Origin of the sequence: Streptococcus sp. SK140 (genome assembly GCF_000259525.1) — a bacterium.
GTDB lineage: Bacteria > Bacillota > Bacilli > Lactobacillales > Streptococcaceae > Streptococcus.
The window spans coordinates 42,734-66,136 of record NZ_AJML01000040.1 but is presented as its reverse complement, the minus strand read 5'-3'; the positions used below and the strand labels follow the sequence as shown (position 1 = coordinate 66,136).

Below are 23,403 nucleotides of genomic sequence, written 5' to 3'. Positions count from 1 at the left end.
AGTTCCAATTTAGCTTCATCGTAGTCATCTGAGATTCCTACTGATTGGATGTTGTCCTTGTTAGCTGCGTCAAATTTAGTTGTATCCAACCATACTTGGTAAACCAACTTGTCGCCACGTTTCACAGTCTTGGTGTTCAAGTTTTGAGCTTCGTTGTTTGATGCATCGTCCGCATATGGGTTCGCATTGGTATCTGCGTACTTGTCTGCCAACTCTTTATCATCATCAACGAGCTTGTCGCCTGTGATATCGAATTTCTCTTCAGAAACAACGTATTTCTCTGGTTGGAACTTAGGTTCTTCTGGAGGAGTTACAGTATTGTTGAACTCTTTATCAGCCGCATCTGTTACATTCGCTACGATTGCTTTAGCTTTACCATCGTGTGATACCACAACTTTAACAGTCGCAACCATTGTGTCGTATGTAACGGTTGCATCTGTACCAGGAGTTTCTTCTACAGTGTAGTTGTAAGTCTTACCAAGATCATCACGTCCGAACTTAAGAGTCTTGAAGACAATCTTACCAGCAACGTCATTCTTCACGCGTTCTACTTCAACACCGTCTTTCTTCAATACGAATTCGAATTCGTTCGCTTGAAGTTCACGACCTTCCAAACGTTTCGTGAAGTTCATTTCCACTGGAACTGGAACGCTGTTCACACGTTTTTGAGTTGGTTTTTCTGGTTTTTCAACAGATTTGCTTACTGGATTATAAACATGAACGATTTGGTTGGCTTTATTTTCAATATCCACTCCACCCGCAACGTCATCTTTAACAGTTGCTGGGATATCAAATTTATAGTAGCGACCAAATGCAAATTTAGTTGTATCAATAACTTGTGTATTATCCGCATCACCTAATGATTTGTTTACAGAAGTCTTAGATGTTGCTGTAATGACACCATTTTCAACCTTAATGTCAAACTTGTCAGTTACGTCATCCCCAGTTTCACTGTCATATGCTTTAATATCAGCAGCATTTACAGTTAATTTTTCTGAATCATAGGTATCAGAGATTCCAACAGATTGGATGTTGTTTTTATCAGTGAAGTTTCTAGTATCCAACCATACTTGGTAAACTAGTTTTTCACCACGTTCAACCGTCTTAGTATTGATGTTTTCTGCTTCGTTGTTTGAAGTTCCATCTGCATATGGGTTTGCATTTGTAGCAGTGTACTCATCAGCCAACTCATCGTCATCATCTACAAGTTTTGATCCTGTAATGTCAAATTTCTCTTTGTTAAGAACAAATTTTTCAGGTTGGAATTCAGGTGTTTCAGGAGGAGTGATCTTGTTGTTGAATTCTTTATCATCAGTTCCTTCTGTTGAAGTTCCATCAGCATTGACACCGCCAGTTGATGTTACGTTTGTTACAGTAGTCAAGGTGTGACCATTCTTAGCAACTTCAACTGTGACTGTTGCTTTCATAGTATCATAAGTCATACCAAGCTCTTTAGTAGATGGGATAACTTCTTCTACTGTATAGGTATGAGTTCCAACTTTAGTATTATCAAATGATAATTCAGTGAATGTTACCGTTCCGTCAGCTTTATTTGTTACTGTTTCAAGAGTTTGACCAGTTGAATCTTTCAGAACAAAGCTAAATTCGCCATCTTTAAGTTCACGACCTGCTAATTTCTTAGTAAAGTCAAATCTTGCAACGACTGGAGCCACATGATAGTTATTAAACTCAGTATCATCCGGCATTGTAACTGCTGCATTCAAGAGGCCAGTTGAAGCATCTTTCGTAACTGTTACTTTTACTTCTGCATTCATTGAATCATAGTCAATGTTTGTGTCTGTACCAGCTACTTCACGTACAGTATAGGTATGAGTACCTTCTGCATCATAAGAAATCGCATCAAATTGGATAGTTCCATCAGCCGCGTTTTTCTTCGTTTGGAGAACTTTTCCATTTTCAAGCAATTCAAATGTAAAGGCATCCTTCGTCAGTTCTTTACCTTCTAGTTTCTTAGTAAATTTGAATTGTGCTTGAGTTGCAGTTGGTGTGAAGGTATTGTTAAATTCTTTATCTGCTGGAAGTGCTGCTACAGCAGTAAGGGCATGACCTGATTTAGTAACAGTAACTGTCACATTAGCCTTCATAGTGTCATAAGTCATACCAGCTTCTTTTGTTTCTGGAATAACTTCTTCTACAGTGTAGTTATGATCACCGACTTGAGCATTCGTAAATGTCAAGGCGTCAAATTTAACGTTACCAGCGGCATCGTTTTGTTTTGTTTGGATAACAGTGCCATCTTTGTCTTTCAATACAAAGCTAAATTCACCAGCCTTGAGTTTACGGCCTGCAAGAGCTTTGCTGAAGTCAAATTGGGCAGTTACAGGCGCCACAACGTGGTTGTTAAAGACTTTATCGTCAGTACCAGTTGCTTCACCACCTGTTGAAGTCATTTCAGTATTAGCTACCAAGAGACCTGTATTCTCATCTTTTGTAACTGTTACTTTAACTGCGATAGTCATTGCATCGTAGTCTACATCAGCTTTATCGCCTTTAACTTCTTTTACTGTGTAGTTGTAGACACCTACTTGGTCAAATGACAATTCGCTAAAGTTAATCTTACCGTCAGCTTTATTAGTTACAGTTTCATTAACATTGTTATCACCAGTCAAAGTGAAGCTAAAGTCACCTGCATTCAAGTTACCATTTGAGAGTGATTTATCAAACTCAAGGTTTACTTTAACAGGAGATGGTGTGAAGGTATTGTTGAACTCTGTATCTGCAGGAAGTGTGTTTGTTGCTTTAAGAACATGACCTTCCTTAGTAACAGTGATCGTTACTTCAGCCTTCATTGTGTCATAAGTCATACCTTCTTCTTTAGTTGGTAAACCTGACACTTTATTTGTTGGGATAACTTCTTCAACTGTATACTTGTGAGTACCAACTTGAGTGTTGTCAAAGGTCAAATCGTCAAATGAGATAACACCAGCTGCATTATTTGTTTTCGTTTGGATTGTTTTACCAGTTGAATCTTTCAAGGCAAATGTAAATTCGCCATCTTTCAACTTACGGCCATCCAATTTCTTGCTAAAGTCAAACTTAGTCTTTACTGGAGCTACAACATAGTTGTTGAAGACCTTATCATCTGCACTTGCGCTAAATCCACCTTCTGAACTGTATTTAACTGTAGCTTCCAAGTCACCTTTAGAATTCTCAGTTACAGTAACTGTCATTGTGACAGCCATTGCATCGTAGTCAACGTTGGTATCAGAACCTTTTGTTTCAGTGATCTTGTAGTTATAAACTCCTACTCGGTCAAATGACAATTCGGTGAAAGTTGCTTTACCGTTTTTATTAGTTACAGTTTCAGAGTATGCTTCGCTAGCTGAACTTGTTTCTTTCTTAAGAGTGAAACTAAACTCATCATCTACAAGGGCACGACCTTCCAATTGTTTTTCAACTTCTGGTTTTACCTTGATAGTTTCTGTCTTGTCGTAGTAGTAGATAGGTTGTTTGTATGGTGTCAAGGAGTTGAGCAAGTCAACGTTGGTACCAATACCCTTATAAGCACCACTATCTAATTGACTATTTGGTGAAAGGTGTCCAATATTGTCTCCCAAGAACGGAACAAATACAGTCTTCTTCGGTGTATAATTTGCAGCTGTTTGGAAATCAAAATTAACAGGTTCACCATTTGGATGTCCAGCAAAAGGAATGGTTTGAAGAGGGGTCTTTTTAACGACCAAATCCTCTGTATTCACTCTTCCCGGCTTGATTGGTTTGGTTTCTGCTAAAAGCATATAACCGTCAGTGTTCAAAGTCCCATCTGAACGTTTACTTTGTTGTTTTGGATCTAGTAGGTAAACACGAATCACTACAGATCCGTCTTCATCAACGATTTCCTTGATACGTTTAATCCCAGCACGTTCAGCATCCATAAATCTAGTACCAACTGTGTAAGGACGACTCACATAACCAGAAGTTGTATCTTGACCAGCTGTTTGATAAAGTTTATAAACTGTTTCTCTGGTAATTTTATCTGTAAGTTCTTCAGTCTTTGTAAATTGACGCTCCCCAGAAGCTGTGAAGTTTTGACCCTCCATAGCTTTGAGTGTATATGTTGCTAGACTGGTTTCATTTCCATTTTCTTTATAGTCCTGAGTTGTAACAGATTTACCAGTTTCCTTATAAGTAGGATTTGCCTGATCAACAACTTTATAGTATGTTGTCTTATCAACAGTTACAGGAATCTTAAAGTTAGTGTCTGTAACTTCACGACCATTATAAGCAGGTTCAACTGCATTCAAAATATCATTTGAGTTACGTGCAGAATAAACAGCCGTATAATAAGCTTGTTCAGCTGGAGTCAAGGTATGACCAGCAGCTACCAAAGCTTGAACAGCTGATCCAACTTCAAATCCCATTTGAATGAATGGTTGGTCTGTTTTACCAGGACCTTGACCAGCACCTGCTTGGTAATCCACTTGCAGTGTCAACTCATTATTAGATTTTGGAGTGGTTGTAGTGAATTTTTGAACACCGCTAGTTGCAGTGACTGTATGTGTTTCAACTACATTACCCGTATTTTTATCAATCAATTCAACTGTAGTATCGGTTGAAGTGCCAAATGTTTTATAAGCACGCGCATAGTAGTTTGTATTATAACGGGCATTAAATTTTGTCAAATTCCAGATACCAAAAGTATAGAAGTCACCTTCTTTAGCTTGGTAACCAGCTGGAATTGTTTGAGAATGCACAGATGCTCCGTTAGGATCTGTCATGTCTGGATTGGCAGCAACATTATCAGCTAAAGTCGTTACAACATCAATCGGTGCTACATTATGGTCAGTTGCAGCACGACGGTTACGGCGACGACCACCATTTGTAGCCAAAGCACCGGCATTTACAGTGTTCTCAGCTGCCAAAGCAAGTGTTTCTGTATCTACTAGTGGTTTTGCTGCAACATTAGCTACACTAGCAGTTGTATCAATGCTAGTTGCCTCAGCTACAGCTGAAACTTCTGCTTTAGGCTCAGATTTTTCCTCTTGTTTAGTTTCAGTCTTTTCTTCTGCCTTAGACTTAGCTACTACAACTTCTTCTGCTTTTGAAGCAGTTGTTGCTACTGGCTTAGAAGACTCTGGTTTTACCTCAGGACTAACAGATGTTTTTTCCTCAGTTTTGTCAGCTTTTGTTTCTTCAGATTTTACTTCAGTTGGTTCTGATTTTACTACTTCAGACTTAACTTCAGGTGTTGATGTTTCTGACTTAACTTCTGAAGTTTCAGAATTAGCTGAAGTTGCCACATCCGTTGATGGCTCTTTCAACTTTTCCTTGTCGTTATTGTCGACTAGTTCAGTATTCTCATCAGTTTGCTTTGCTACAATCTCAGCAGCATTTACAGCACCACCATTAGCCATCATGAAGCTAAGGGTCGTTCCTAAGAAAACTGATGCGACACCAACTTTGTATTTTCTTAAAGAAAATCGTTGTTGCTCTCTTCTTATCATGGGATAAGTTCTCCTTTTTAAACATTTTAACTAATAATATGTAAGATTATTGACTTTTTCCAAAAAAGAAAATGTACTTCCCCACATTACAAGTAACGCTAACAGTATACCATATTCGAACCTTTTAAATCAAGAAAAAGGAAATTAAATTCTTCCCCTATTTTTATAATTATTATTCATTTTTACGATAATTAATACATTTAAAAATAGTGTCTTTTATGTGTGTTTTTTTTATTAATCTTATTGTTAAAACTTTTATGTCTAAAGATTAATTTCATCCAAAAGTATTTTCTATATAAAAAACTCTAAACTTTTTAATTGAATATTTTTTTATTCATTTTAAATGTTTAGAGTAAATTTTTTTTAGTAAAATTACTGATTATGAAATAGATAGTTCATCTATACTGAACCTATAAAATATATTTTTTTAGAGTACTTGATAAAGCTTGATAACCAGCGACACTGAGATGAAGGCCATCTGTTGTGTAGTCTGCCTTAAGTTGCCCTTCCTGATCGAGTAAGTTCTCAAAAACAGATACGTATTCAACCTGCATATAGGCAGAGGCAAGGTCTTGATAGGCTTGGTTCCAGGCCTTGATTTTCTCATTGGTACGAATATAAACTGTCTGTTTGAAGTTCGTACTCTCATTGACTGGCAAAATGGAAACTAGCTTTATCTGTGACAGTGGATAGTCGCGAGAAATACTTTGAATCACGCTTTCAAGATTGTTTAGCGCTTCATTCATTGGAACATCTTTGCCGATATCATTTGTCCCAATCAAAAGTACAATTTGATCCACCGCATCGCCATAGAGATGAGCATCAAGATTTTCTCGTAAAAGTCCAGTCTGGTAGCCTCGAATCCCTCGGTTCACAATGTTTTTTGACGTTCCCAATAATTCTTGCAAGGGATAATATTCAATAATGGAATCCCCGATAAAAATGATATCTGGTTCAATCACCGAGATTTGATTAAGTTCACGATACTTGGTTTGAATTTTCTCTTGCTCTTTTAAGAGCCAATTTTCTAATAGTTGTACTGCCAAGTTATTCTCCTTCTTCTAGCCAGTTTTCTAAAACTTGGTAAACACCCGCCTGACTGTTGGCTGGCGCTATTTTGGTGGCTACTTCTTTGACAGTCTCCTCTGCATTTTCCATGGCATATGAAATTCCTGCCAACTCTAACATTTCAATGTCATTTTCACTATCACCAAAGGCCATAATTTGTTCAGGTTTCAAGTCCCAACGTTTGAGCAACTCCTCTAAGCCCCATGCCTTATGAATCCCATCTTGTAAGATATCGATACAGCCGTAGCCACTAGAAACAGCTCGAACCTGACCATCAAATAATTCATTGATTTCTTGCAAAACGGATTCTGATCGTTCTTCACCAACAACCATACTCATCTTGAGAACACCACCAAAGAGACTGGAATCAAATTCATCAACAAAGTGCATTCGTTGATAGAATTTCTCTATCATCTCCAAAGTCATAAATTTATCAAGTTCTGTAAAGACAGTTCCTTCCTTGACAAAACCGCCATTCATAGCAGTTACGACAAACTGATCCTGACACTCTCTGCCTTTAAAATGGCCCAAAGCCCTATCAACCATAGCATCGTCCCAAGTCTGAGCTTGAATCAATTGATCATTTTCGAATATACGAGCGCCATTAGCAACCACGAGAACTACTCTATCTGCTAAATGTCCCAGTAATTGTCGCATTCGATGAACTTCATTTCCAGTTGCAATGACAAAACGAACGCCACGTTGATCTAACTGATCTAAAATTTTCTCTAGTCGAGGTAGGTCCAGTTGTCCTTGAGGATCCAACAAAGTACCGTCCATATCTGTCGCTATTATCTTAATTTCCATTGTGTCTCCTTGTGGTCCAAGTCACTACCACTTCAAACCTACATGCTCGTTCATTTCTTTATAGGCTATATCAATCCTTTGCTTTGTGGCCTCGTCTAACTGACTACGGTATTTCCCGCCCTCTATAAAATCTTCCAAGATATAGGTTTGGTAAAGATAGAGTGGGTAGCCTTCTGGAGAATAACCTCCTTTTGGAGTACGACTCACCCAGCTTGGATGAGCTTGGGCCGTCTCGATAGTTGTTTTACCGGACTTTTTCTTAATGGTCACATCCATAAGTACGCCACGTTCCGTCCACTTGGCATTTTCAACATCCTGCATGGTTTCAATTCGTTGATTTGAGATAAAATTACCCATAGAGTAGATGATAAGCTTTTTATCACCGTCTTTTTCAACAGTTTCAGCCGGTTCAACAACGTGAGGATGCCCCCCAAAGATAATATCAGCTCCCCAATCAATCATTTTATGGTAAAGTTTCTTTTGCTCCTCAGTCGGCTCAATTTGATACTCAACTCCCATCTGAGGCATGATAATTGTAATATCTGCCTCCTTCTCTGCTCGTTCAATTTCAGCCTTCATTTTATCTTCATCTAAGTCTGAAAGATAACGATTATAATCCTCTTGAGAAATACTTTGTTCAATGCCGTTAAAACCATAAGAATAGGCCAAAATAGCAACTTTAATACCATTAACTTCCTTGATAAGTAAAGGTGCCTTGTCTCGTGATTCATGGGTATAGACCCCGACCGGTGTCATTCCTGCCTTTTCAATAGCATCTGCAGTTGAAACCACGCCCTCAATCTGAGAATCTAAGATATGATTGTGAGCCAAGTCTAGCACTTGATAGCCCGCATCTTTTATAGCGTCCATGACTTCACCAGGCGCATTAAACAAGGGATAGCCTGCAAGATAATGGTCTTTATTTACAGTTCCTTCAAAATCACCAAGAACTAAGTCTGCTTGCTTAAGCCAAGGTTTTACATACTCAAAATTATCATGAAAATCATAGGTGCCATCTGATTTTTTGGCTGAAATGTAGATAATGTCATGATAGAGCAAATCACCATTTGCCATGATACGCGCACTCGTTTCTTGTTCCGTCTCTGCATTCTTTGCCTGAGAACTTGACTGTTGGTGTGTGGAACTTGGATCACTACTGCTTAAAGAAATCCCTCGAGCTCCTTCTACTAATAAAGTAAGCATCATCGAGATAACTACCGAAGTTAACAAGACCACAATAAAAGTGCGATTATTCCACTGCTTATAGTTCCTGAAAAACCGAACAGTATTTCTAATAGCTTGTAAAACGGGACCATTTTTTCTTCTACTACTACGTTGTTCCATAACTTTTCTCCCATAATTTTAAAGTCATATTTCTTATTCTATTATACCACAGACAAATAGGTATTTCCTTTTATTATATTATTTTTTAGCAACTTCTGTGACTTTCTTTCTCATCTGTTTTGTGTTATCATGTAATTGTAATGGAAGGAAAGGAAAGAATATGTCTGCTATAGAACGAATTACCAAAGCTGCTCATTTAATCGATATGAAAGATATTATCCGCGAAGGGAACCCTACTCTTCGTGCCGTTGCCGAAGAGGTCTCTTTCCCCTTGAGCGACCAAGATATCATTCTTGGAGAAAAAATGATGCAATTTTTGAAACACTCGCAAGATCCTGTTATGGCTGAAAAATTAGGTCTACGTGGAGGTGTTGGGCTTGCTGCACCACAGCTGGATATCTCAAAACGCATCATCGCCGTACTGGTACCAAATATCACTGAGGATGGCGAAACACCTCAGGAAGCCTATGACTTACAAGCTGTAATGTACAATCCTAAAATCGTCTCACATTCAGTCCAAGATGCTGCTCTAGGCGAAGGGGAAGGTTGCTTATCTGTTGACCGTGCTGTTCCAGGTTATGTTATCCGCCACGCTCGAGTAACTGTCGACTATTTTGATAAGAATGGAGAAAAGCACCGCATCAAACTTAAGGGCTATAACTCTATTGTAGTTCAACACGAAATTGACCACTTAAATGGCATTATGTTCTACGATCGTATCAATGAAAAAGACCCATTTGAAGTTAAAGATGGTTTGCTCATTCTTGAATAAAGAAAATCCCGTTGTAAGACGGGATTTTGTGTTATAATGAAGATATGAAAACAAACGATATTGTCTATGGCGTTCATGCCGTCACAGAAGCTCTCTTAGCAAATACTGGAAACAAACTCTACCTTCAGGAAGATTTACGAGGAAAGAATGTAGAAAAGGTTAAAGAACTGGCTACTGAAAAGAAAGTATCCATTTCTTGGACTTCCAAAAAATCACTTTCTGAGATGACTGAAGGAGCTGTTCACCAAGGTTTTGTCTTGCGCGTTTCTGAATTTGCCTATACTGAACTTGAGCAAATTCTTGCTAAGACACGTCAAGAAGAAAACCCACTACTACTAATCCTTGATGGTTTAACGGACCCACATAATCTCGGTTCTATCTTGAGAACAGCGGATGCAACCAATGTTTCAGGTGTCATCATTCCCAAACATCGAGCTGTCGGTGTTACTCCTGTCGTAGCAAAAACAGCAACAGGTGCGATTGAACACGTTCCTATCGCCCGCGTTACCAATCTCAGCCAAACCTTGGACAAACTCAAGGATGAAGGCTTCTGGACATTTGGTACAGATATGAACGGAACTCCTTGCCACAAATGGAATACCAAAGGAAAGATTGCTCTCATCATCGGAAATGAAGGCAAAGGTATCTCTAGTAACATTAAAAAACAAGTAGATGAAATGATTACTATTCCTATGAATGGTCACGTACAGAGCCTCAATGCCAGTGTTGCTGCTGCCATTCTCATGTACGAAGTCTTTAGAAATCGACTCTAATAAAAAGTGAGGTTGGGACAAAAGATCCCGACCTCACTTTTTATTATCAATCAAATTTTGACGCGGTAGCTGATTGAACTTTTTGTTCGTCTTTTAAACTCCAAAAAGCTCTAATCAAACTCGCGGGCTGGGACTACGAAATCGAGACTTTGTCTATCGATTTCTGTCCCACCGCCTTTTTAACTATGTTCAGTAATATATTTATAGGCCTCTTGACCTGCAATAGCGCCATCTCCGACAGCTGTTGTAACTTGTCGAAGGTCTTTCTGACGAACATCCCCAACTGCAAAGACCCCTGCAACGCTTGTCTTCATGTGGTCATCTGTCACAATCCAACCTGCCTGGTCTCGAATCTGCAACTCTTGGACGAAGTCACTAACAGGGTCCAATCCAACATAGATGAAGACACCACCAAAGGCTTGTTCTGTCACTTGTCCTGTTTTAACATTTTCAATGGCAACTGACTCTACACGGTTCTCACCCTTGATTTCTTTGACAACAGAATCCCAAATGAAATTGATTTTTTCATTGGCAAAAGCTCTATCTTGCAAGACTTTTTGAGCACGAAGCTCATCACGACGGTGAATGATAGTTACAGACTTAGCAAATCGTGTTAAGAAGATTGCTTCTTCAACTGCTGAGTCACCTCCACCTACAACCAACAAATCTTGGTCACGGAAAAAGGCTCCATCACAAACCGCACAGTAAGAAACACCACGGCTATTGAGTTCTTCTTCACCTGGAACTCCCAAGAGACGATGCTTAGAACCTGTCGCTACGATAACTGTGCGAGTTTCATAAACTTGGTCGTCTGTTACGACTTTTTTAAATTCCCCATGATCCTCAACATTTTCAACAAAGCCATAGAGATGTTCAACACCTAGATTTTCAAGAGGTTCAAACATCTTTTCAGCTAATTCAGGACCACTGATATTAGCATAACCTGGATAGTTTTCAATGTCAGAAGTATTATTCATCTGACCTCCTGGAAGGCCTCCTTCAATCAAAGCCACTTTCAGATTACTGCGTGCTGCATACAAGGCTGCAGTCATCCCAGCAGGACCTGCACCGATAATAATCGTATCGTACATTCTCTTTCCTTCTTTCTTGTTGTAACTATTTTTATTCTAACGAATTAAATCCCATTTTACAACTATTAAGCCTTGAGAACCAACAAGATGCTCATGGTTGCAAATGACAATACTGGAATGGTCAAAACTCCAATCATAATCATATCGTAGAGATGGGCTTGACGTGCTTTAGCAGTTTTGTCAACCCCCGACAGAGCTCTAAGTCCAATCCAGAGTCCCAAAATAATCAAGACCAGTAGAATTGTCAACACTAAACTCTCTAAATACAAAGCAAATAGCTGAACTAGCATGCTCTCTCTCATTTCTATTAATTTTAAAGAGTAAACCCAGTTAGCCTAGCCAACTGAGTCTTTCTTATCTTCTATTATATCAAATATAGGTCCGTTTGTAACTAGCAAAGAATTCTTTTGTTCGTTCTTCTTTAGGATGATTGATAATCTCATCTGGTGTTCCAGACTCAATAATCTTTCCTTTATCCAAGAATAAAACCTTATCAGCTACTTGAGAAACAAAGGACATATCGTGACTGACCAAAATCATAGTTTGACCTGATTTGGCAGCATTAGCGATAGATCTTTCTACCTCACTAACTAATTCTGGGTCAAGGGCTGAAGTAGGTTCATCCAAGAGCAAGATAGCTGGCTTCATGGCCAAAGCACGCGCCAAAGCTACCCGTTGTTTTTGCCCACCTGATAAGTGGCGAGGATAGTGCTGTTGACGATCTGAAAGACCAACCTTAGCCAGCTCTTCTTTAGCAATCTTAGTTGCTTCTTCGTCGGATAATTTCTTGACAACTACCAAACCTTCCTTGACATTGTCTAGAGCTGTTCTACGTTCAAATAAGTTGAACTGTTGGAACACCATGGACAACTTGCGACGAAGAGTCAAGATTTCATCTTGAGTAATTTGAGAAAAGTCAACTTTAAAGTCATCAATCTGAATGCTTCCACTATCAGGTGTTTCCAGATAATTTAGGCTACGAAGAAAGGTAGATTTCCCTGCTCCTGAGGAACCAATCAAAGCCACTACTTCCCCTTTTTGAATATCTAAATTCAGATGATCCAAGACGGTTTGACCTGAAAAGGATTTGCTTAAATTTGAAATCTTAATCATTAGCGAAGGTCTCCTTTCACATCTGTTTTCACATTATCTGGTGCTTCGATGGCCATTTTTCTCTCAATAAAGCGACCAAGATTTTCAATAGCGATATTTACCACCCAGTATACAAGAGCAACTGAGATGAAACGTTCGAAGTAACGGTAGTCTGCACCACCCAAAATCTGAGCTTGGGCAAAGACTTCTACAACACCAGCACTAAAGGCTAGGGAAGTACCCTTAGTCAAACCGATTAGGGAGTTAATCAAGGTTGGAGTCGCTACTACTGCTGCATTTGGAATAATTACCCGACGGTAAACTTGTGCACGTGTCATTCCAAGACTACGAGCGGCTTCAATCTCTCCAGGATTAACAGAAAGAATAGCGGCACGGATAGTTTCACTAGCGTAAGCTGCTTCGTTAAAAGCAAAAGCTACAATGGCAAAAGCTGCTGCCGGAATAGCATTGATATTAAAAGCAGTCCCCCATTGTTGATTCAACGCTTTTAATGCCAGAGGAATTCCATAGTAAGTCAACATCAGCTGCACTAGGATTGGTGTCCCTTTTAAGAAACTAACAAAGAATGCTTGTAATGGATAAAGAATTCTAACGCGATTAATTTTTACAATAGCAAAAACCAAGGCCAAGATTATACCAAAAAAAGCACCAAATACTGTCAACATCAATGTTGTTGGCAATTGTTGTACAATTCTTGGAATCCCATCAAAGACAGAACGAAAACTAAACAGTTTGCCGTCTGGAATATACTGCATCAAGTTTTGGTACCAATCTGATGCTAAAATTGTTGTAACATTCATAGAAACATCCTCTCCTGATAATGAATCATTCTATCATACTTCTGCCTAAATTTAAAATATTTGCTACGAGCAGAAGAGACTTTGTCTACCTACTAGTTTATCATACTTTAAAAGTGTGAGGTTATATATTTTACCTATCAAGGAGATAGAAAAAAACTATTTCAAATCCAAGTTGTCGTAGGTTTTACGATAACCAATCTGCTTCACAGCACCATTCTCCACTAATATTGGACGTTTTAATAACATACCATCACTGGCCAAGAGTTTGGCTGCTTCTTTATTGGATAAAGTCCCAACCTTATCTTTTAAGCCCAGTTCACGGTATTTAATTCCACTGGTATTGAAAAATTGCTTCAACTCAAATCCTGAAGTTTCAAGCCAATTTAAAATGACTTCTTCACTCGGAGTTTCTTCTACAATATGAACATCTTTATACTCTAATTCGAGTTGATCTAACTCTTTTTTGGCTTTTTTACAAGTTGTACATTTTGGATATTCGATAAATTCTAACATTTTCTTTTCTTTCTATTCCTTATTCTCTTGAAATACTGCACCTTCATGCTTTAAGAGCCAAGCCTTCTTGTCAATTCCTGAAGCATAGCCTGTTAGACGATTACCTGCACCTAATACGCGGTGACAAGGTACTAGGATAGACCATGGGTTGCGCCCCACAGCACCTCCGATTGCCTGAGCCGAAGCTATCTGCAAGTCCTTAGCTATTTGTCCATAAGTAACTGTCTGACCAAAAGGAATTCCCCGCAAGTAGTTCCAGACTCTTTTTTCAAAGTCACTACCAACAGGAGCCAAAGGTAACTGAGACAAATCCTGATTCTCCCCTTTAAAATAGGCTTCCAAATTACAAGCAATTTGACTTAAGATTGGATGACTTTCCACCTCAACTAGATTACCTACCGACAAGCCTCTCTCAAAATAACTCTGTGCTTCAACCCATATCCCATACAGATAGTGATCATCAGCTACCATAGATATGATGCCAATTGGAGAACTGTACAGCATCTTTGCATACTTCTTAGGCATTTGATTTTAATTTTTGGTAGGCCAAGCGTTCTCCATCTACTGGAACTTTACCGACCTGTTTAAAACCAAGCTTTTCAAAGATATGTTGCATGGCCTTGTTTTTAGCATGTGTATCTGAACGAAAATCTAGGTAATCAAAGCCTTCAATCAAGCCTTCCAAGAAGGTCTGGGCAACACCTTGGCCTTGGACATCTCTAGAAACCGCAATCCGATGAAATACAAGGCATTCCGGTTCTCTTCCCTCCCAACTTCCATTATAAATGGCTTCATAAGCTTTTTCTGGACTTTTAGTCACTGCTGCATAGGCTAAAAGTTCTCCTTCGTCCAAGGCTACATAAGCCTGACCAGAGATGATATCTTCAATAATCGTGTCGGCATTTGGGTAATCATTTTGCCACTGGGTGCTACCAGCTTCCGCCAAGCATTTTTTAGCATCCTCAATCACCTGCATAATTGCATCTACTTCGTTTGGAAAGGCTAAACGAATTTCCATCTTATCTCCTCTTTTCTGACTAGTTTCTCTCATCATAGCATAATTTAAAGCTTTCGACAAGCAGTTAAAACTTGACTTTTTATTTCTATTATTTTATAATCTAGTTATCAAAACTAGATAAACAGGAGTTGGAAATGAAAACTACTTTTTCCTACCCAGAATGGGACGAAATTCCAAATATTGATCTCTATTTGGACCAGGTCCTACTTTATGTGAATAAAGTTTGTTCCCCTATTTCTCTTGCTAAAGAGAAAGGTTTAACTGCATCAATGGTGAACAACTATGTCAAACACGGCTATATCAGCAAACCTGAAAAGAAAAAATACCAACGCAAACAAATCGCCCGATTGATTGCTATCACAACTCTCAAGTCTGTTTTTTCAATCCAGGAAATTGCTCAAACCCTGAATATCCTACACACAGAGACTAACTCAGAAGAGCTTTACAATGCTTTTGTGGACTACATGAACGAAGACATTGACCCAGCCAATCCTATTATCCAAGCAAGTTGCCAAACGGTAAAACTCTATCATCAGACACTAGCTCTTGTCTATACAGAAAATGAAGAGGAGGAAACAAATGAATACTAGTTTTAAACTTAGCAAACGCCTTAGTTTTGGAGAAGAGATAGCAAACAGTGTCACCCATGCTGTAGGGGCACTTATCATGCTGATTTTGCTCCCTATCTCATCGACTTATAGTTATGAAGCTCATGGATTTTTATCATCGATTGGGGTGTCGATTTTCGTTATTAGCCTCTTTCTCATGTTCCTTTCATCGACCATCTATCATTCTATGGCTTATGGTTCCACTCATAAGTATGTCTTGCGCATTATCGACCATTCCATGATTTATGTTGCGATTGCTGGTTCTTATACTCCTGTCGTTTTGACCTTGATGAATAACTGGTTTGGTTACCTGATTATTGCTATCCAATGGGGAACAACTATTTTTGGTATTCTTTATAAAATCTTTGCCAAAAAAGTCAATGAAAAATTTAGTCTAATTCTCTACTTAATCATGGGTTGGTTAGTTGTGGCTATCCTACCAGCAATCATCAGTCAAACAAATCCAATCTTTTGGACTCTTATGGTATCAGGTGGGCTTTGCTATACAGTTGGTGCTGGATTTTACGCTAAGAAGAAACCATACTTCCACATGATCTGGCATCTCTTCATCCTAGCAGCTTCAGCTCTCCAATATATTGCCATTGTTTATTATATGTAAAAAATAGGTCGAGACAAAATCCCGACCTATTTTTATTTGCACATATTGATAAAGTATTGATGCAAGCGAAGATCATTTGTTAATTCCGGATGAAATGAAGTCACTAGCATATTCTTTTCTTGAGCTGCAACGATTTGATTGTTCACTACTGCCAGAACATCAACACCCTTACCAACTTCACTAATAATAGGTCCACGGATAAAGGTCATGGGAATTTTGCCAACACCCTTGCACTCTGCTTCTGTATAAAAGCTTCCTAGCTGACGTCCAAAGGCATTGCGCTCAACTACTATATCCATAGTCGCCAGATGACTTTCCTCTTGAGAAGCGATTTGTCTCGCTAGCAAGATCAAACCTGCACAAGTTCCAAAGACTGGTAAACCATTGAGAATAGCATCTCTTAGAGGAAGTAGCATCTGCTGATCACGTAGGAGTTTTCCCATAGCTGTCGACTCACCTCCAGGTAAAATCAATCCTGACAGATTACTCTGATGCTGCTGAAAATCTTCTAGGTTTCGCAGTTCAATACTTTCTACTCCTAGTTTGGCAAGGACTTTCTCATGCTCTACAAAGGCGCCTTGCAAGGCCAATATTCCAATTTTCATCTATTTTCCTCGCTCAGCCATGAGAATTTGGATTTCATTCTCATTGATACCAACCATGGCTTCTCCCAAATCTTCTGAGATTTGAGCTAAAATTTGAGGATTTTGATAGTTTGTGACTGCCTTGACAATGGCTGCTGCACGTTTAACAGGATCACCCGACTTGAAAATTCCTGAACCAACAAAGACACCTTCTGCACCTAGCTGCATCATGAGAGCAGCATCTGCTGGTGTTGCAACTCCTCCAGCTGCGAAGTTGACAACTGGTAATTTCCCATGTTCGTGGACGTATTGAACTAATTCTACCGGAACTTGGAGTTCTTTTGCTGCGACATAGAGTTCATCTTCACGGAGATTTTGAATGCGACGGATTTCTTGATTCATCATACGCATATGGCGAACTGCCTGAACGATGTCTCCTGTTCCTGGCTCCCCTTTTGTACGAATCATCGATGCTCCTTCAGCGATACGACGCAAGGCTTCACCCAAGTCTTTTGCACCACAAACAAAAGGAACTTGAAATTCTTTCTTGTCCACATGGAAACGATCATCAGCTGGAGATAACACTTCACTCTCATCGATATAGTCAATCTCGATGGCTTCTAAAATCTGAGCTTCAACAAAATGCCCAATTCGAACCTTAGCCATAACTGGAATGCTGACTGCTTCTTGAATTTCCTTGATCATCTTAGGATCACTCATACGAGAGACACCACCGGCCGCACGAATATCAGCTGGGATTCGCTCCAAAGCCATAACTGCTGCTGCACCTGCAGCCTCTGCAATTCTTGCTTGTTCAGGGTTTTGAACGTCCATGATGACGCCACCTTTAAGCATTTGCGCCAAATTTTTATTTAATTCATAACGATTTTCAGTCATTTTTTCTTCCTCAATAGTTGTATTGGTAGCTACATATTTATTGTAAGGTAGAAATGACTCAAGAACAAGATAAAAAAAATTGATTTGTCCGGGTACAATTATTTCAATCATCAAAAAAAGTACCCACAGAGGGTACTTTTATTTCTTAGATTTTTTAATGTTTTTAACAAGATAAAACAGATATCCTGAAACCATGTAGACAACAAAGATAGTGGCTGCCCATTTAAAGACAAAGCCCCAACCATGTTTGGTAGCATTCAAAAAGAAATAAGGGAAGGGACTATCCTTAGCATTAGGGACATCCATCTTTAGAACAAAACCGTTTAAGAGGGCAAAAATCATATAAAGCAAAGGAAGGCTAGTCCAAAGCATGGGATCAACTAACTTATATTGACGACTCTTATCAAAAATGATGGTATCAACTAGAAACCAGAGGGGTACGATATAATGGCAAAGGAAATTTTCCAAACGGTAAAAATCTGTCGTCAAAGGAGCTAGCATGAAATGATAGATGACACAAGTAATCATAATACTCATAGTGACACCACCCTTGAGTCGCAAAAGACTTGAACTTTGCCAATGGTCACCCTCACGTCGCATCTTTAACAAAAGATAACCTGTAAAAATGACAACCAAAAGGTTGGAAAGGACTGTATAGTAAAGCAACATCCCTAAACCACCACGTTTGGTAATTTCCAGATAGACGCCTGTAAATGCTGCTAAAAACATGAAAGAGCGACTGAAAAAAATTATTTTATTCCAAGCAGTCATGATTAGATCTTTTTAACAAATTCTGATTTTAATTTCATAGCACCAAATCCATCAATCTTACAATCGATGTTGTGGTCACCTTCAACAATACGGATGTTTTTAACACGTGTCCCTTGCTTAAGGTCTTTTGGAGCGCCTTTTACCTTAAGGTCTTTGATCAAGGTTACTGTATCACCGTCAGCCAATTTATTTCCATTAGCATCGATGGCAACAAGGCCGTCTTCAACCTCTGCTTGCTCAGCAGGATTCCATTCATAAGCACACTCTGGACAGACTAGCAAGGCTCCGTCTTCATAGACATATTCTGAATTACATTTTGGGCAATTTGGTAGATTGTTCATTTTATCTCCTTCTATTTTCATGATGGTTTGATTGTCAAATTTTCGTTAACAGAATCTATTATACCTTAAAATTTAAAATTTGACAAATTGCTAAAAAACCGACTCACCACTATCGTGGTAAATCGGTTAGCATTTCAAATTAAAAATGTTTAACTGCTTCTGATTTAATTTTTTCGACAACTTCTAAAATACTTAGTCCAGTCGTGTCTAAATAGATTGCATCCTCAGCCTGTTTAAGAGGCGAAGTTTCACGATGACTATCTTTATAGTCACGCGCAGCAATCTCTTCTTTCAAAGTTTCCAAATCTGTTTCGATTCCCTTTGAAATATTTTCCTTATAACGTCGTTCTGCACGTTCATCCACTGAAGCAACAAGAAAAATCTTCAATTCAGCCTTAGGCAAGACCACTGTACCAATATCTCGACCATCCATGACGATTCCGCCTTGTTGGGCAATTTCTTGCTGAAGGGCTACCAATTTTTCACGAATAGCTGGAATGGCTGCAAAAGCAGATACAGCATTAGTTACTTCATTTTCTCGGATTGGATTTGTCACATCAACGTCCCCAACAAAAACAAGCTGTTCGCCTGTTTCAGCACGACCAAAGCTAATTGGATATTGTTCCAATAATTCAAGAAGTCGAGATGACTCTTCTGGGCTTACCTGATTGTTCAAAGCGATGTAAGTCGCAGCACGATACATGGCACCTGTATCCAAGTAGGTATATCCAAAGTCCTTAGCGATAATCTTAGCTACTGTACTCTTCCCACTGGATGCTGGTCCATCAATGGCAATCTGAATTGTTTTCATTCTAACTCCTATCTTGTCTTAAGGACATCACCAGGATTTGCAAACCAAGTACCTGAAGACATATGACCAGGGTTCAAGGCTTCAAGCTGGGCAATAGAAATGCCTGCTCTAGCTGCAATAGCTGCCTCACCTTCACCTGCAAGGACAGTAATGGTTCCTTCAGCATTTGTATGTTCCTCTGAACTACTTGAAGAAGTAGCTTCTGCTTCAGAACTTGATGCTTCAACTGAACTACTTGATGATGTTGAAGAAACTTCCTCTACCTTAGGCGCAGAAGAATCATGAAAATCTTTCAAGGCTGCCGTACGATCACTTCCACCAGATGACAGGTAGATTAGAATAGCAATCATTCCGACAACGATAACAAAGAAAATACAAGCCAAAATCGTTAAAATACGATTAGCTCCTACTCCTGATTCCTTATTTCCTCTGCTTCTGCGTTCCGAACGACTTTCCTCGATATCGTAAATATCTTCTTGCCATGGTTCCTTTTCCATACCTTACTCCTTGTTTTTTTTCTAATTTCTTATTACAATATAAATATGAAAATCACACTTATACCTGAACGATGCATTGCCTGTGGGCTATGCCAAACCTATTCTGATTTATTTGATTACCATGATAATGGTATTGTGCGTTTCTATGATGATCCTAATCTACTAGAGAGAGACATCCCAGCTAGTGAAGAGCTACTGGAAGCTGTAAAACAGTGTCCCACTCGCGCGCTCATCAAAGATTAATTTGTCATCAGTGGTAATTCAATTTCCAAATCCCACTTCCTCTAGTTTAGCATATTTTTCCAGAAAATTATAGTCTTTTGAAGGACTTATTTTTAGCAAATCTTATCATGACTCACTCTGTTCTTTTATCAGATAGAGGGGTCTTTTTTTCGTTTCCATATAAATTTTACTGATATATTTTCCGAGAATCCCAATCGTCAATAATTGGACACCACCAAGAAATAGAATGACAGCCATCAGAGAAGTCCAACCAGAAGTTGGATTGCCCAGTACGAGAGTACGGACAACTACAAACAATGTCATCACTAAAGCCAGAAAACACGACGAAAGGCCAGCAACAAAAGCTAATATCAAAGGAAAATCTGAAAAATTCACAATCCCTTCAATAGAGTAGAAAAAGAGTTGTCTAAAACTCCAACTTGTCTTACCTGCCTGCCTTTCAACATTAGGGTATTCTAAATAGTGAGTACGGAAACCAACCCAGGCAAAGAGTCCTTTGGAAAAGCGATTGTATTCTGTCAATTCTAACACTGCATCCACAACTGATCTTCTCATCATCCGAAAATCACGAACACCCGATGGAAGAGCTACTGGGCTAATTTTTTGCATAAAACGATAAAAAAGATCGGCGCAGAAACTACGTAAAAAAGGTTCTCCTTCTCGACTGGTTCTGCGTGTTCCAACGCAGTCCAAATCCGGATTCTGATCTAGTAGTTCTTTCATCTCAAGCAAGAGTCTTGGTGGATCCTGAAGGTCTGCATCCATAACTACCACCAAATCTCCTCTAGCTTGTTGTAAACCTGCATATAAGGCTGCTTCCTTCCCAAAATTACGCGAGAAAGAGATATAATGTACTGCAGGATTTTTCTCTCGATAAACCTTTAAAAGATCCAAAGTCTTATCAGTCGAACCATCATCTACAAAAATGTATTCGATTTCTGTTTCCAAATCTGGGATCAGTGCTTCAAGAGTTTGATAAAAAAGAGGAAGTACTTCCTCTTCGTTTAAGCATGGGACTATGATTGAAATCATCATCTTAGTCTTCAAATCCATTTGGATGCTTGCTTTGCCAACGCCATGCGTCTTCACACATCTCTGTAATACCAAGTTCTGCTTCCCATCCTAGCTCTTCCTTAGCCTTTGCTGGATCTGAGTAGCAAGCTGCAATATCACCCGGACGACGTTCAACGATACGGTAAGGAATTGGACGTCCGACTGCTTTTTCCATATTTTGGATAATTTCAAGCACAGAGTAACCTTTTCCTGTACCAAGATTGTATATGTTTAGACCTGAACCTTTTTGAAGCTTCTTAAGGGCTGCAACATGTCCTTTTGCTAGGTCAACAACGTGGATATAGTCACGTACACCTGTTCCATCTTCAGTATCGTAGTCATCTCCGAAGACTTGAACTTGTTCTAACTTACCAACTGCGACTTGTGTTACATACGGCAAAAGGTTATTTGGAATGCCGTTTGGATTTTCTCCTAGGTCACCACTCTCATGCGCCCCAATTGGGTTGAAATAACGAAGTAAAACAACGTTCCACTCTGAATCAGCTTTATAGATATCTGTCAAGATTTCTTCAAGCATCAACTTAGTACGACCATAAGGGTTAGTAGCTGAAAGAGGGAAATCTTCGAGGATTGGAACTGTATGCGGATCTCCATAAACAGTTGCTGAAGAGCTGAAGATGATATTCTTACAGTTAGTCTCTTCCATAACTTTCAATAGACTGACAGTTCCAGCAATATTGTTATCATAGTAGGCAAGTGGGATACGTGTAGATTCCCCTACAGCCTTCAAACCAGCAAAATGGATAACTCCTGTTGGTTCTTCATGTTTGAAAATATCACGAAGTGTATCTGTATCACGAATATCTGCTTCGTAGAAAGGAATTTCTACGCCTGTGATTCTTTCGACTACTTCAAGACTTTTACGACTACTATTGACCAAATTATCCACGACAACTACTTGGTGTCCAGCTTGAACTAGTTCAATGACAGTGTGAGTTCCGATAAAACCTGCTCCACCTGTTACCAAAATCTTTTCTTGCATTTTATTTCCTCAATTCTTGGATTATTTTTTTCATTCTACCATTTTTGATAGGGAAAGTCATTTACTTTCCTAACACTATCGTAAAATCTAAGTAAAAGATTTACTATTGTTTCTTTTTAATGTATCTTTCAGTCGGATAATCTGCTGGATCTAATACACCACTTCTCCCTTGAAGCATTTGAGCTAGATGATAACCGATAATAGGACCAGTCGTTAATCCTGAAGATCCTAGACCACTTGCTGTATAGACTCCTGATAAGTTTGGAACCTGTCCAAAAAATGGAGAGAAATCACTTGTATAAGCACGAATCCCCACACGTTCTCCAGATAAAATTGCCTCAACCAGGGCTGGATAAAATGGACTCGCCGCCTCAGCCATTTGTTGGAGCAAATTTTCATCAACTGTTAGGTCAAATCCCATATCATTTTCATGAGTAGCTCCTAGAGACAACTTCCCACCTGGAAATGGAATCAAATCCCACTCCCCTTCAGGCATAACTACAGGATAGCTTGCCATGTCTTGTTTCACTTGGTAATCTCTAAGTTGACCTTTTTGAGGGCGAACATCCACCTCATAGCCTAAAGGCTCCAAAATGTGTCCAAGCCAAGCTCCTGTGGACAAGATAACTTGGTCAAACTTTTGATTGTCTATTTGATAACCCGATGCTAAGGGTTTTAGACTGACCTCTTGCTTTACGACCTTCACTTGACTGGCTTCCAGTAAACGACTGACTAGGAGTTGTCCGTCTACTCGAGCGCCACCAGAAGCATAGAGTAATCTTTCAAATCCCACTAATCCAGGGAATAAGCTACTTGCAGCAGCTTGGTCCAAAATGGCTAATTCGCCAATTAAGGGAGATTCATCTCTACGTTGCAAGGCTAAGTCATAGAGTTCCTCGAGCTTGGAATCATCTTTTTTGAGAAGTAAGACTCCTGAGCGCTGGTAGAAATCAATCTTTTGACCATTTTTTTCTAAATCAGCTAATAAATCTACATAAAAGTCTGCTCCTAGGCGAGCCATCTTGTACCAAGCTTTATTACGTCGTTTAGAGAACCAAGGACTGATGATTCCTGCCGCTGCCTTGGTAGCTTGTCCGTACCCATGATCAAAGACAGTTACTTCGACATCTGCTTCCTTAGAGAGATAGTAGGCAGCTGTTGCCCCTACAATTCCTGCTCCTACAATGGCAACTTTTTTCATTGTCTTTACCT

General features: G+C 39.2%; 25 protein-coding genes. 5 read left to right on the top strand and 20 right to left on the bottom strand.

What is annotated here, in order from left to right; all coding sequences use genetic code 11:
* The 4 genes from HMPREF1116_RS10875 to HMPREF1116_RS12025 form a co-directional block, all read right to left on the bottom strand.
* Positions 1-5,465 (bottom strand): Spy0128 family protein (locus HMPREF1116_RS10875; RefSeq protein WP_000621154.1); only part of this gene is annotated, 5,465 nt, incomplete at its 3' end.
* Between the two features lie 410 nt (positions 5,466-5,875).
* Positions 5,876-6,511: an SGNH/GDSL hydrolase family protein gene (locus HMPREF1116_RS10870; RefSeq protein ID WP_000290629.1), complete on the bottom strand. Its 636-nt coding sequence runs from the start codon at positions 6,509-6,511 to the stop codon at positions 5,876-5,878.
* Between the two features lies 1 nt (position 6,512).
* A complete protein-coding gene (locus tag HMPREF1116_RS10865) occupies positions 6,513-7,340 on the bottom strand; it encodes a Cof-type HAD-IIB family hydrolase (protein WP_000403234.1) in 828 nt (275 codons plus the stop codon).
* Positions 7,341-7,364: 24 nt separating this feature from the next.
* Positions 7,365-8,684 (bottom strand): CapA family protein, encoded by a 1,320-nt coding sequence (locus tag HMPREF1116_RS12025; protein WP_000437960.1) that lies wholly within the window; start codon positions 8,682-8,684, stop codon positions 7,365-7,367.
* A 160-nt stretch (positions 8,685-8,844) separates the two neighbouring features.
* Between HMPREF1116_RS12025 and def the strand changes: the two genes are divergently transcribed.
* Both def and rlmB read left to right on the top strand, forming a co-directional pair.
* Positions 8,845-9,456, top strand: coding sequence for a peptide deformylase (gene def / locus HMPREF1116_RS10850; RefSeq protein WP_001272934.1), 612 nt, complete (start codon positions 8,845-8,847; stop codon positions 9,454-9,456).
* Between the two features lie 44 nt (positions 9,457-9,500).
* The gene (gene rlmB, locus HMPREF1116_RS10845) at positions 9,501-10,229 is read left to right on the top strand and encodes a 23S rRNA (guanosine(2251)-2'-O)-methyltransferase RlmB (RefSeq protein ID WP_000855759.1); all 729 of its coding nucleotides are present in this window, start codon (positions 9,501-9,503) and stop codon (positions 10,227-10,229) included.
* Between the two features lie 179 nt (positions 10,230-10,408).
* On the opposite strand, the gene trxB is transcribed toward rlmB, so the two are convergent.
* From trxB to HMPREF1116_RS10810, 7 genes are all read right to left on the bottom strand, one after another.
* The gene (gene trxB, locus HMPREF1116_RS10840) at positions 10,409-11,320 is read right to left on the bottom strand and encodes a thioredoxin-disulfide reductase (RefSeq protein ID WP_000272327.1); all 912 of its coding nucleotides are present in this window, start codon (positions 11,318-11,320) and stop codon (positions 10,409-10,411) included.
* A 65-nt stretch (positions 11,321-11,385) separates the two neighbouring features.
* Complete coding sequence (locus HMPREF1116_RS10835) at positions 11,386-11,610, bottom strand: DUF4059 family protein (protein WP_000960970.1); 225 nt, start codon at positions 11,608-11,610, stop codon at positions 11,386-11,388.
* A gap of 79 nt (positions 11,611-11,689) precedes the next feature.
* On the bottom strand, positions 11,690-12,433 hold the full coding sequence (locus tag HMPREF1116_RS10830) for an amino acid ABC transporter ATP-binding protein (protein WP_000590980.1): 744 nt from the start codon (positions 12,431-12,433) through the stop codon (positions 11,690-11,692).
* Entirely contained in the window at positions 12,433-13,233 is an 801-nt protein-coding gene (locus HMPREF1116_RS10825) for an amino acid ABC transporter permease (protein ID WP_001103454.1), read from the bottom strand. The genes HMPREF1116_RS10830 and HMPREF1116_RS10825 overlap by 1 nt, the downstream gene beginning before the upstream one ends.
* Before the next feature lie 156 nt (positions 13,234-13,389).
* Positions 13,390-13,746: a Spx/MgsR family RNA polymerase-binding regulatory protein gene (locus HMPREF1116_RS10820; RefSeq protein WP_000889099.1), complete on the bottom strand. Its 357-nt coding sequence runs from the start codon at positions 13,744-13,746 to the stop codon at positions 13,390-13,392.
* 12 nt (positions 13,747-13,758) lie between these two features.
* A complete protein-coding gene (locus HMPREF1116_RS10815; RefSeq protein ID WP_155811959.1) occupies positions 13,759-14,250 on the bottom strand; it encodes a methylated-DNA--[protein]-cysteine S-methyltransferase in 492 nt (163 codons plus the stop codon).
* A 13-nt stretch (positions 14,251-14,263) separates the two neighbouring features.
* Positions 14,264-14,764, bottom strand: a complete 501-nt coding sequence (locus HMPREF1116_RS10810; RefSeq protein ID WP_000405823.1) for a GNAT family N-acetyltransferase — start codon at positions 14,762-14,764, stop codon at positions 14,264-14,266.
* A 134-nt stretch (positions 14,765-14,898) separates the two neighbouring features.
* On the opposite strand from HMPREF1116_RS10810, the gene HMPREF1116_RS10805 reads away from it, so the two are divergent.
* Both HMPREF1116_RS10805 and trhA read left to right on the top strand, forming a co-directional pair.
* Positions 14,899-15,354: a DUF1836 domain-containing protein gene (locus HMPREF1116_RS10805; RefSeq protein WP_000858715.1), complete on the top strand. Its 456-nt coding sequence runs from the start codon at positions 14,899-14,901 to the stop codon at positions 15,352-15,354.
* Complete coding sequence (gene trhA, locus HMPREF1116_RS10800) at positions 15,344-15,991, top strand: PAQR family membrane homeostasis protein TrhA (protein WP_001097751.1); 648 nt, start codon at positions 15,344-15,346, stop codon at positions 15,989-15,991. The genes HMPREF1116_RS10805 and trhA overlap by 11 nt, the downstream gene beginning before the upstream one ends.
* A gap of 32 nt (positions 15,992-16,023) precedes the next feature.
* Here trhA and pdxT read toward each other — a convergent pair whose 3' ends face one another.
* From pdxT to HMPREF1116_RS10770, 6 genes are all read right to left on the bottom strand, one after another.
* Positions 16,024-16,596 (bottom strand): pyridoxal 5'-phosphate synthase glutaminase subunit PdxT, encoded by a 573-nt coding sequence (gene pdxT / locus HMPREF1116_RS10795; protein WP_000689968.1) that lies wholly within the window; start codon positions 16,594-16,596, stop codon positions 16,024-16,026.
* Complete coding sequence (pdxS, locus tag HMPREF1116_RS10790) at positions 16,597-17,472, bottom strand: pyridoxal 5'-phosphate synthase lyase subunit PdxS (protein ID WP_006153788.1); 876 nt, start codon at positions 17,470-17,472, stop codon at positions 16,597-16,599.
* Between the two features lie 138 nt (positions 17,473-17,610).
* Positions 17,611-18,243 (bottom strand): Pr6Pr family membrane protein, encoded by a 633-nt coding sequence (locus HMPREF1116_RS10785; RefSeq protein ID WP_000127873.1) that lies wholly within the window; start codon positions 18,241-18,243, stop codon positions 17,611-17,613.
* Between the two features lie 2 nt (positions 18,244-18,245).
* A complete protein-coding gene (locus tag HMPREF1116_RS10780) occupies positions 18,246-18,584 on the bottom strand; it encodes a zinc ribbon domain-containing protein YjdM (RefSeq protein WP_001061595.1) in 339 nt (112 codons plus the stop codon).
* A 139-nt stretch (positions 18,585-18,723) separates the two neighbouring features.
* Positions 18,724-19,395, bottom strand: coding sequence for a (d)CMP kinase (gene cmk, locus HMPREF1116_RS10775; protein ID WP_000849395.1), 672 nt, complete (start codon positions 19,393-19,395; stop codon positions 18,724-18,726).
* Positions 19,396-19,403: 8 nt separating this feature from the next.
* A complete protein-coding gene (locus HMPREF1116_RS10770; RefSeq protein WP_000410177.1) occupies positions 19,404-19,892 on the bottom strand; it encodes an SAG1386/EF1546 family surface-associated protein in 489 nt (162 codons plus the stop codon).
* 45 nt (positions 19,893-19,937) lie between these two features.
* On the opposite strand from HMPREF1116_RS10770, the gene HMPREF1116_RS12020 reads away from it, so the two are divergent.
* Positions 19,938-20,135, top strand: coding sequence for a ferredoxin (locus tag HMPREF1116_RS12020; RefSeq protein WP_075230460.1), 198 nt, complete (start codon positions 19,938-19,940; stop codon positions 20,133-20,135).
* 105 nt (positions 20,136-20,240) lie between these two features.
* On the opposite strand, the gene HMPREF1116_RS10765 is transcribed toward HMPREF1116_RS12020, so the two are convergent.
* The 3 genes from HMPREF1116_RS10765 to HMPREF1116_RS10755 all read right to left on the bottom strand — a co-directional run bounded on the left by HMPREF1116_RS10765 (position 20,241) and on the right by HMPREF1116_RS10755 (position 23,392).
* Positions 20,241-21,188, bottom strand: a complete 948-nt coding sequence (locus HMPREF1116_RS10765; RefSeq protein ID WP_000364637.1) for a glycosyltransferase family 2 protein — start codon at positions 21,186-21,188, stop codon at positions 20,241-20,243.
* The gene (gene galE, locus HMPREF1116_RS10760; RefSeq protein ID WP_001156558.1) at positions 21,172-22,191 is read right to left on the bottom strand and encodes a UDP-glucose 4-epimerase GalE; all 1,020 of its coding nucleotides are present in this window, start codon (positions 22,189-22,191) and stop codon (positions 21,172-21,174) included. The genes HMPREF1116_RS10765 and galE overlap by 17 nt, the downstream gene beginning before the upstream one ends.
* 103 nt (positions 22,192-22,294) lie before the next feature.
* The gene (locus tag HMPREF1116_RS10755; protein ID WP_000754688.1) at positions 22,295-23,392 is read right to left on the bottom strand and encodes an NAD(P)/FAD-dependent oxidoreductase; all 1,098 of its coding nucleotides are present in this window, start codon (positions 23,390-23,392) and stop codon (positions 22,295-22,297) included.
* Positions 23,393-23,403 lie beyond the last annotated feature (11 nt).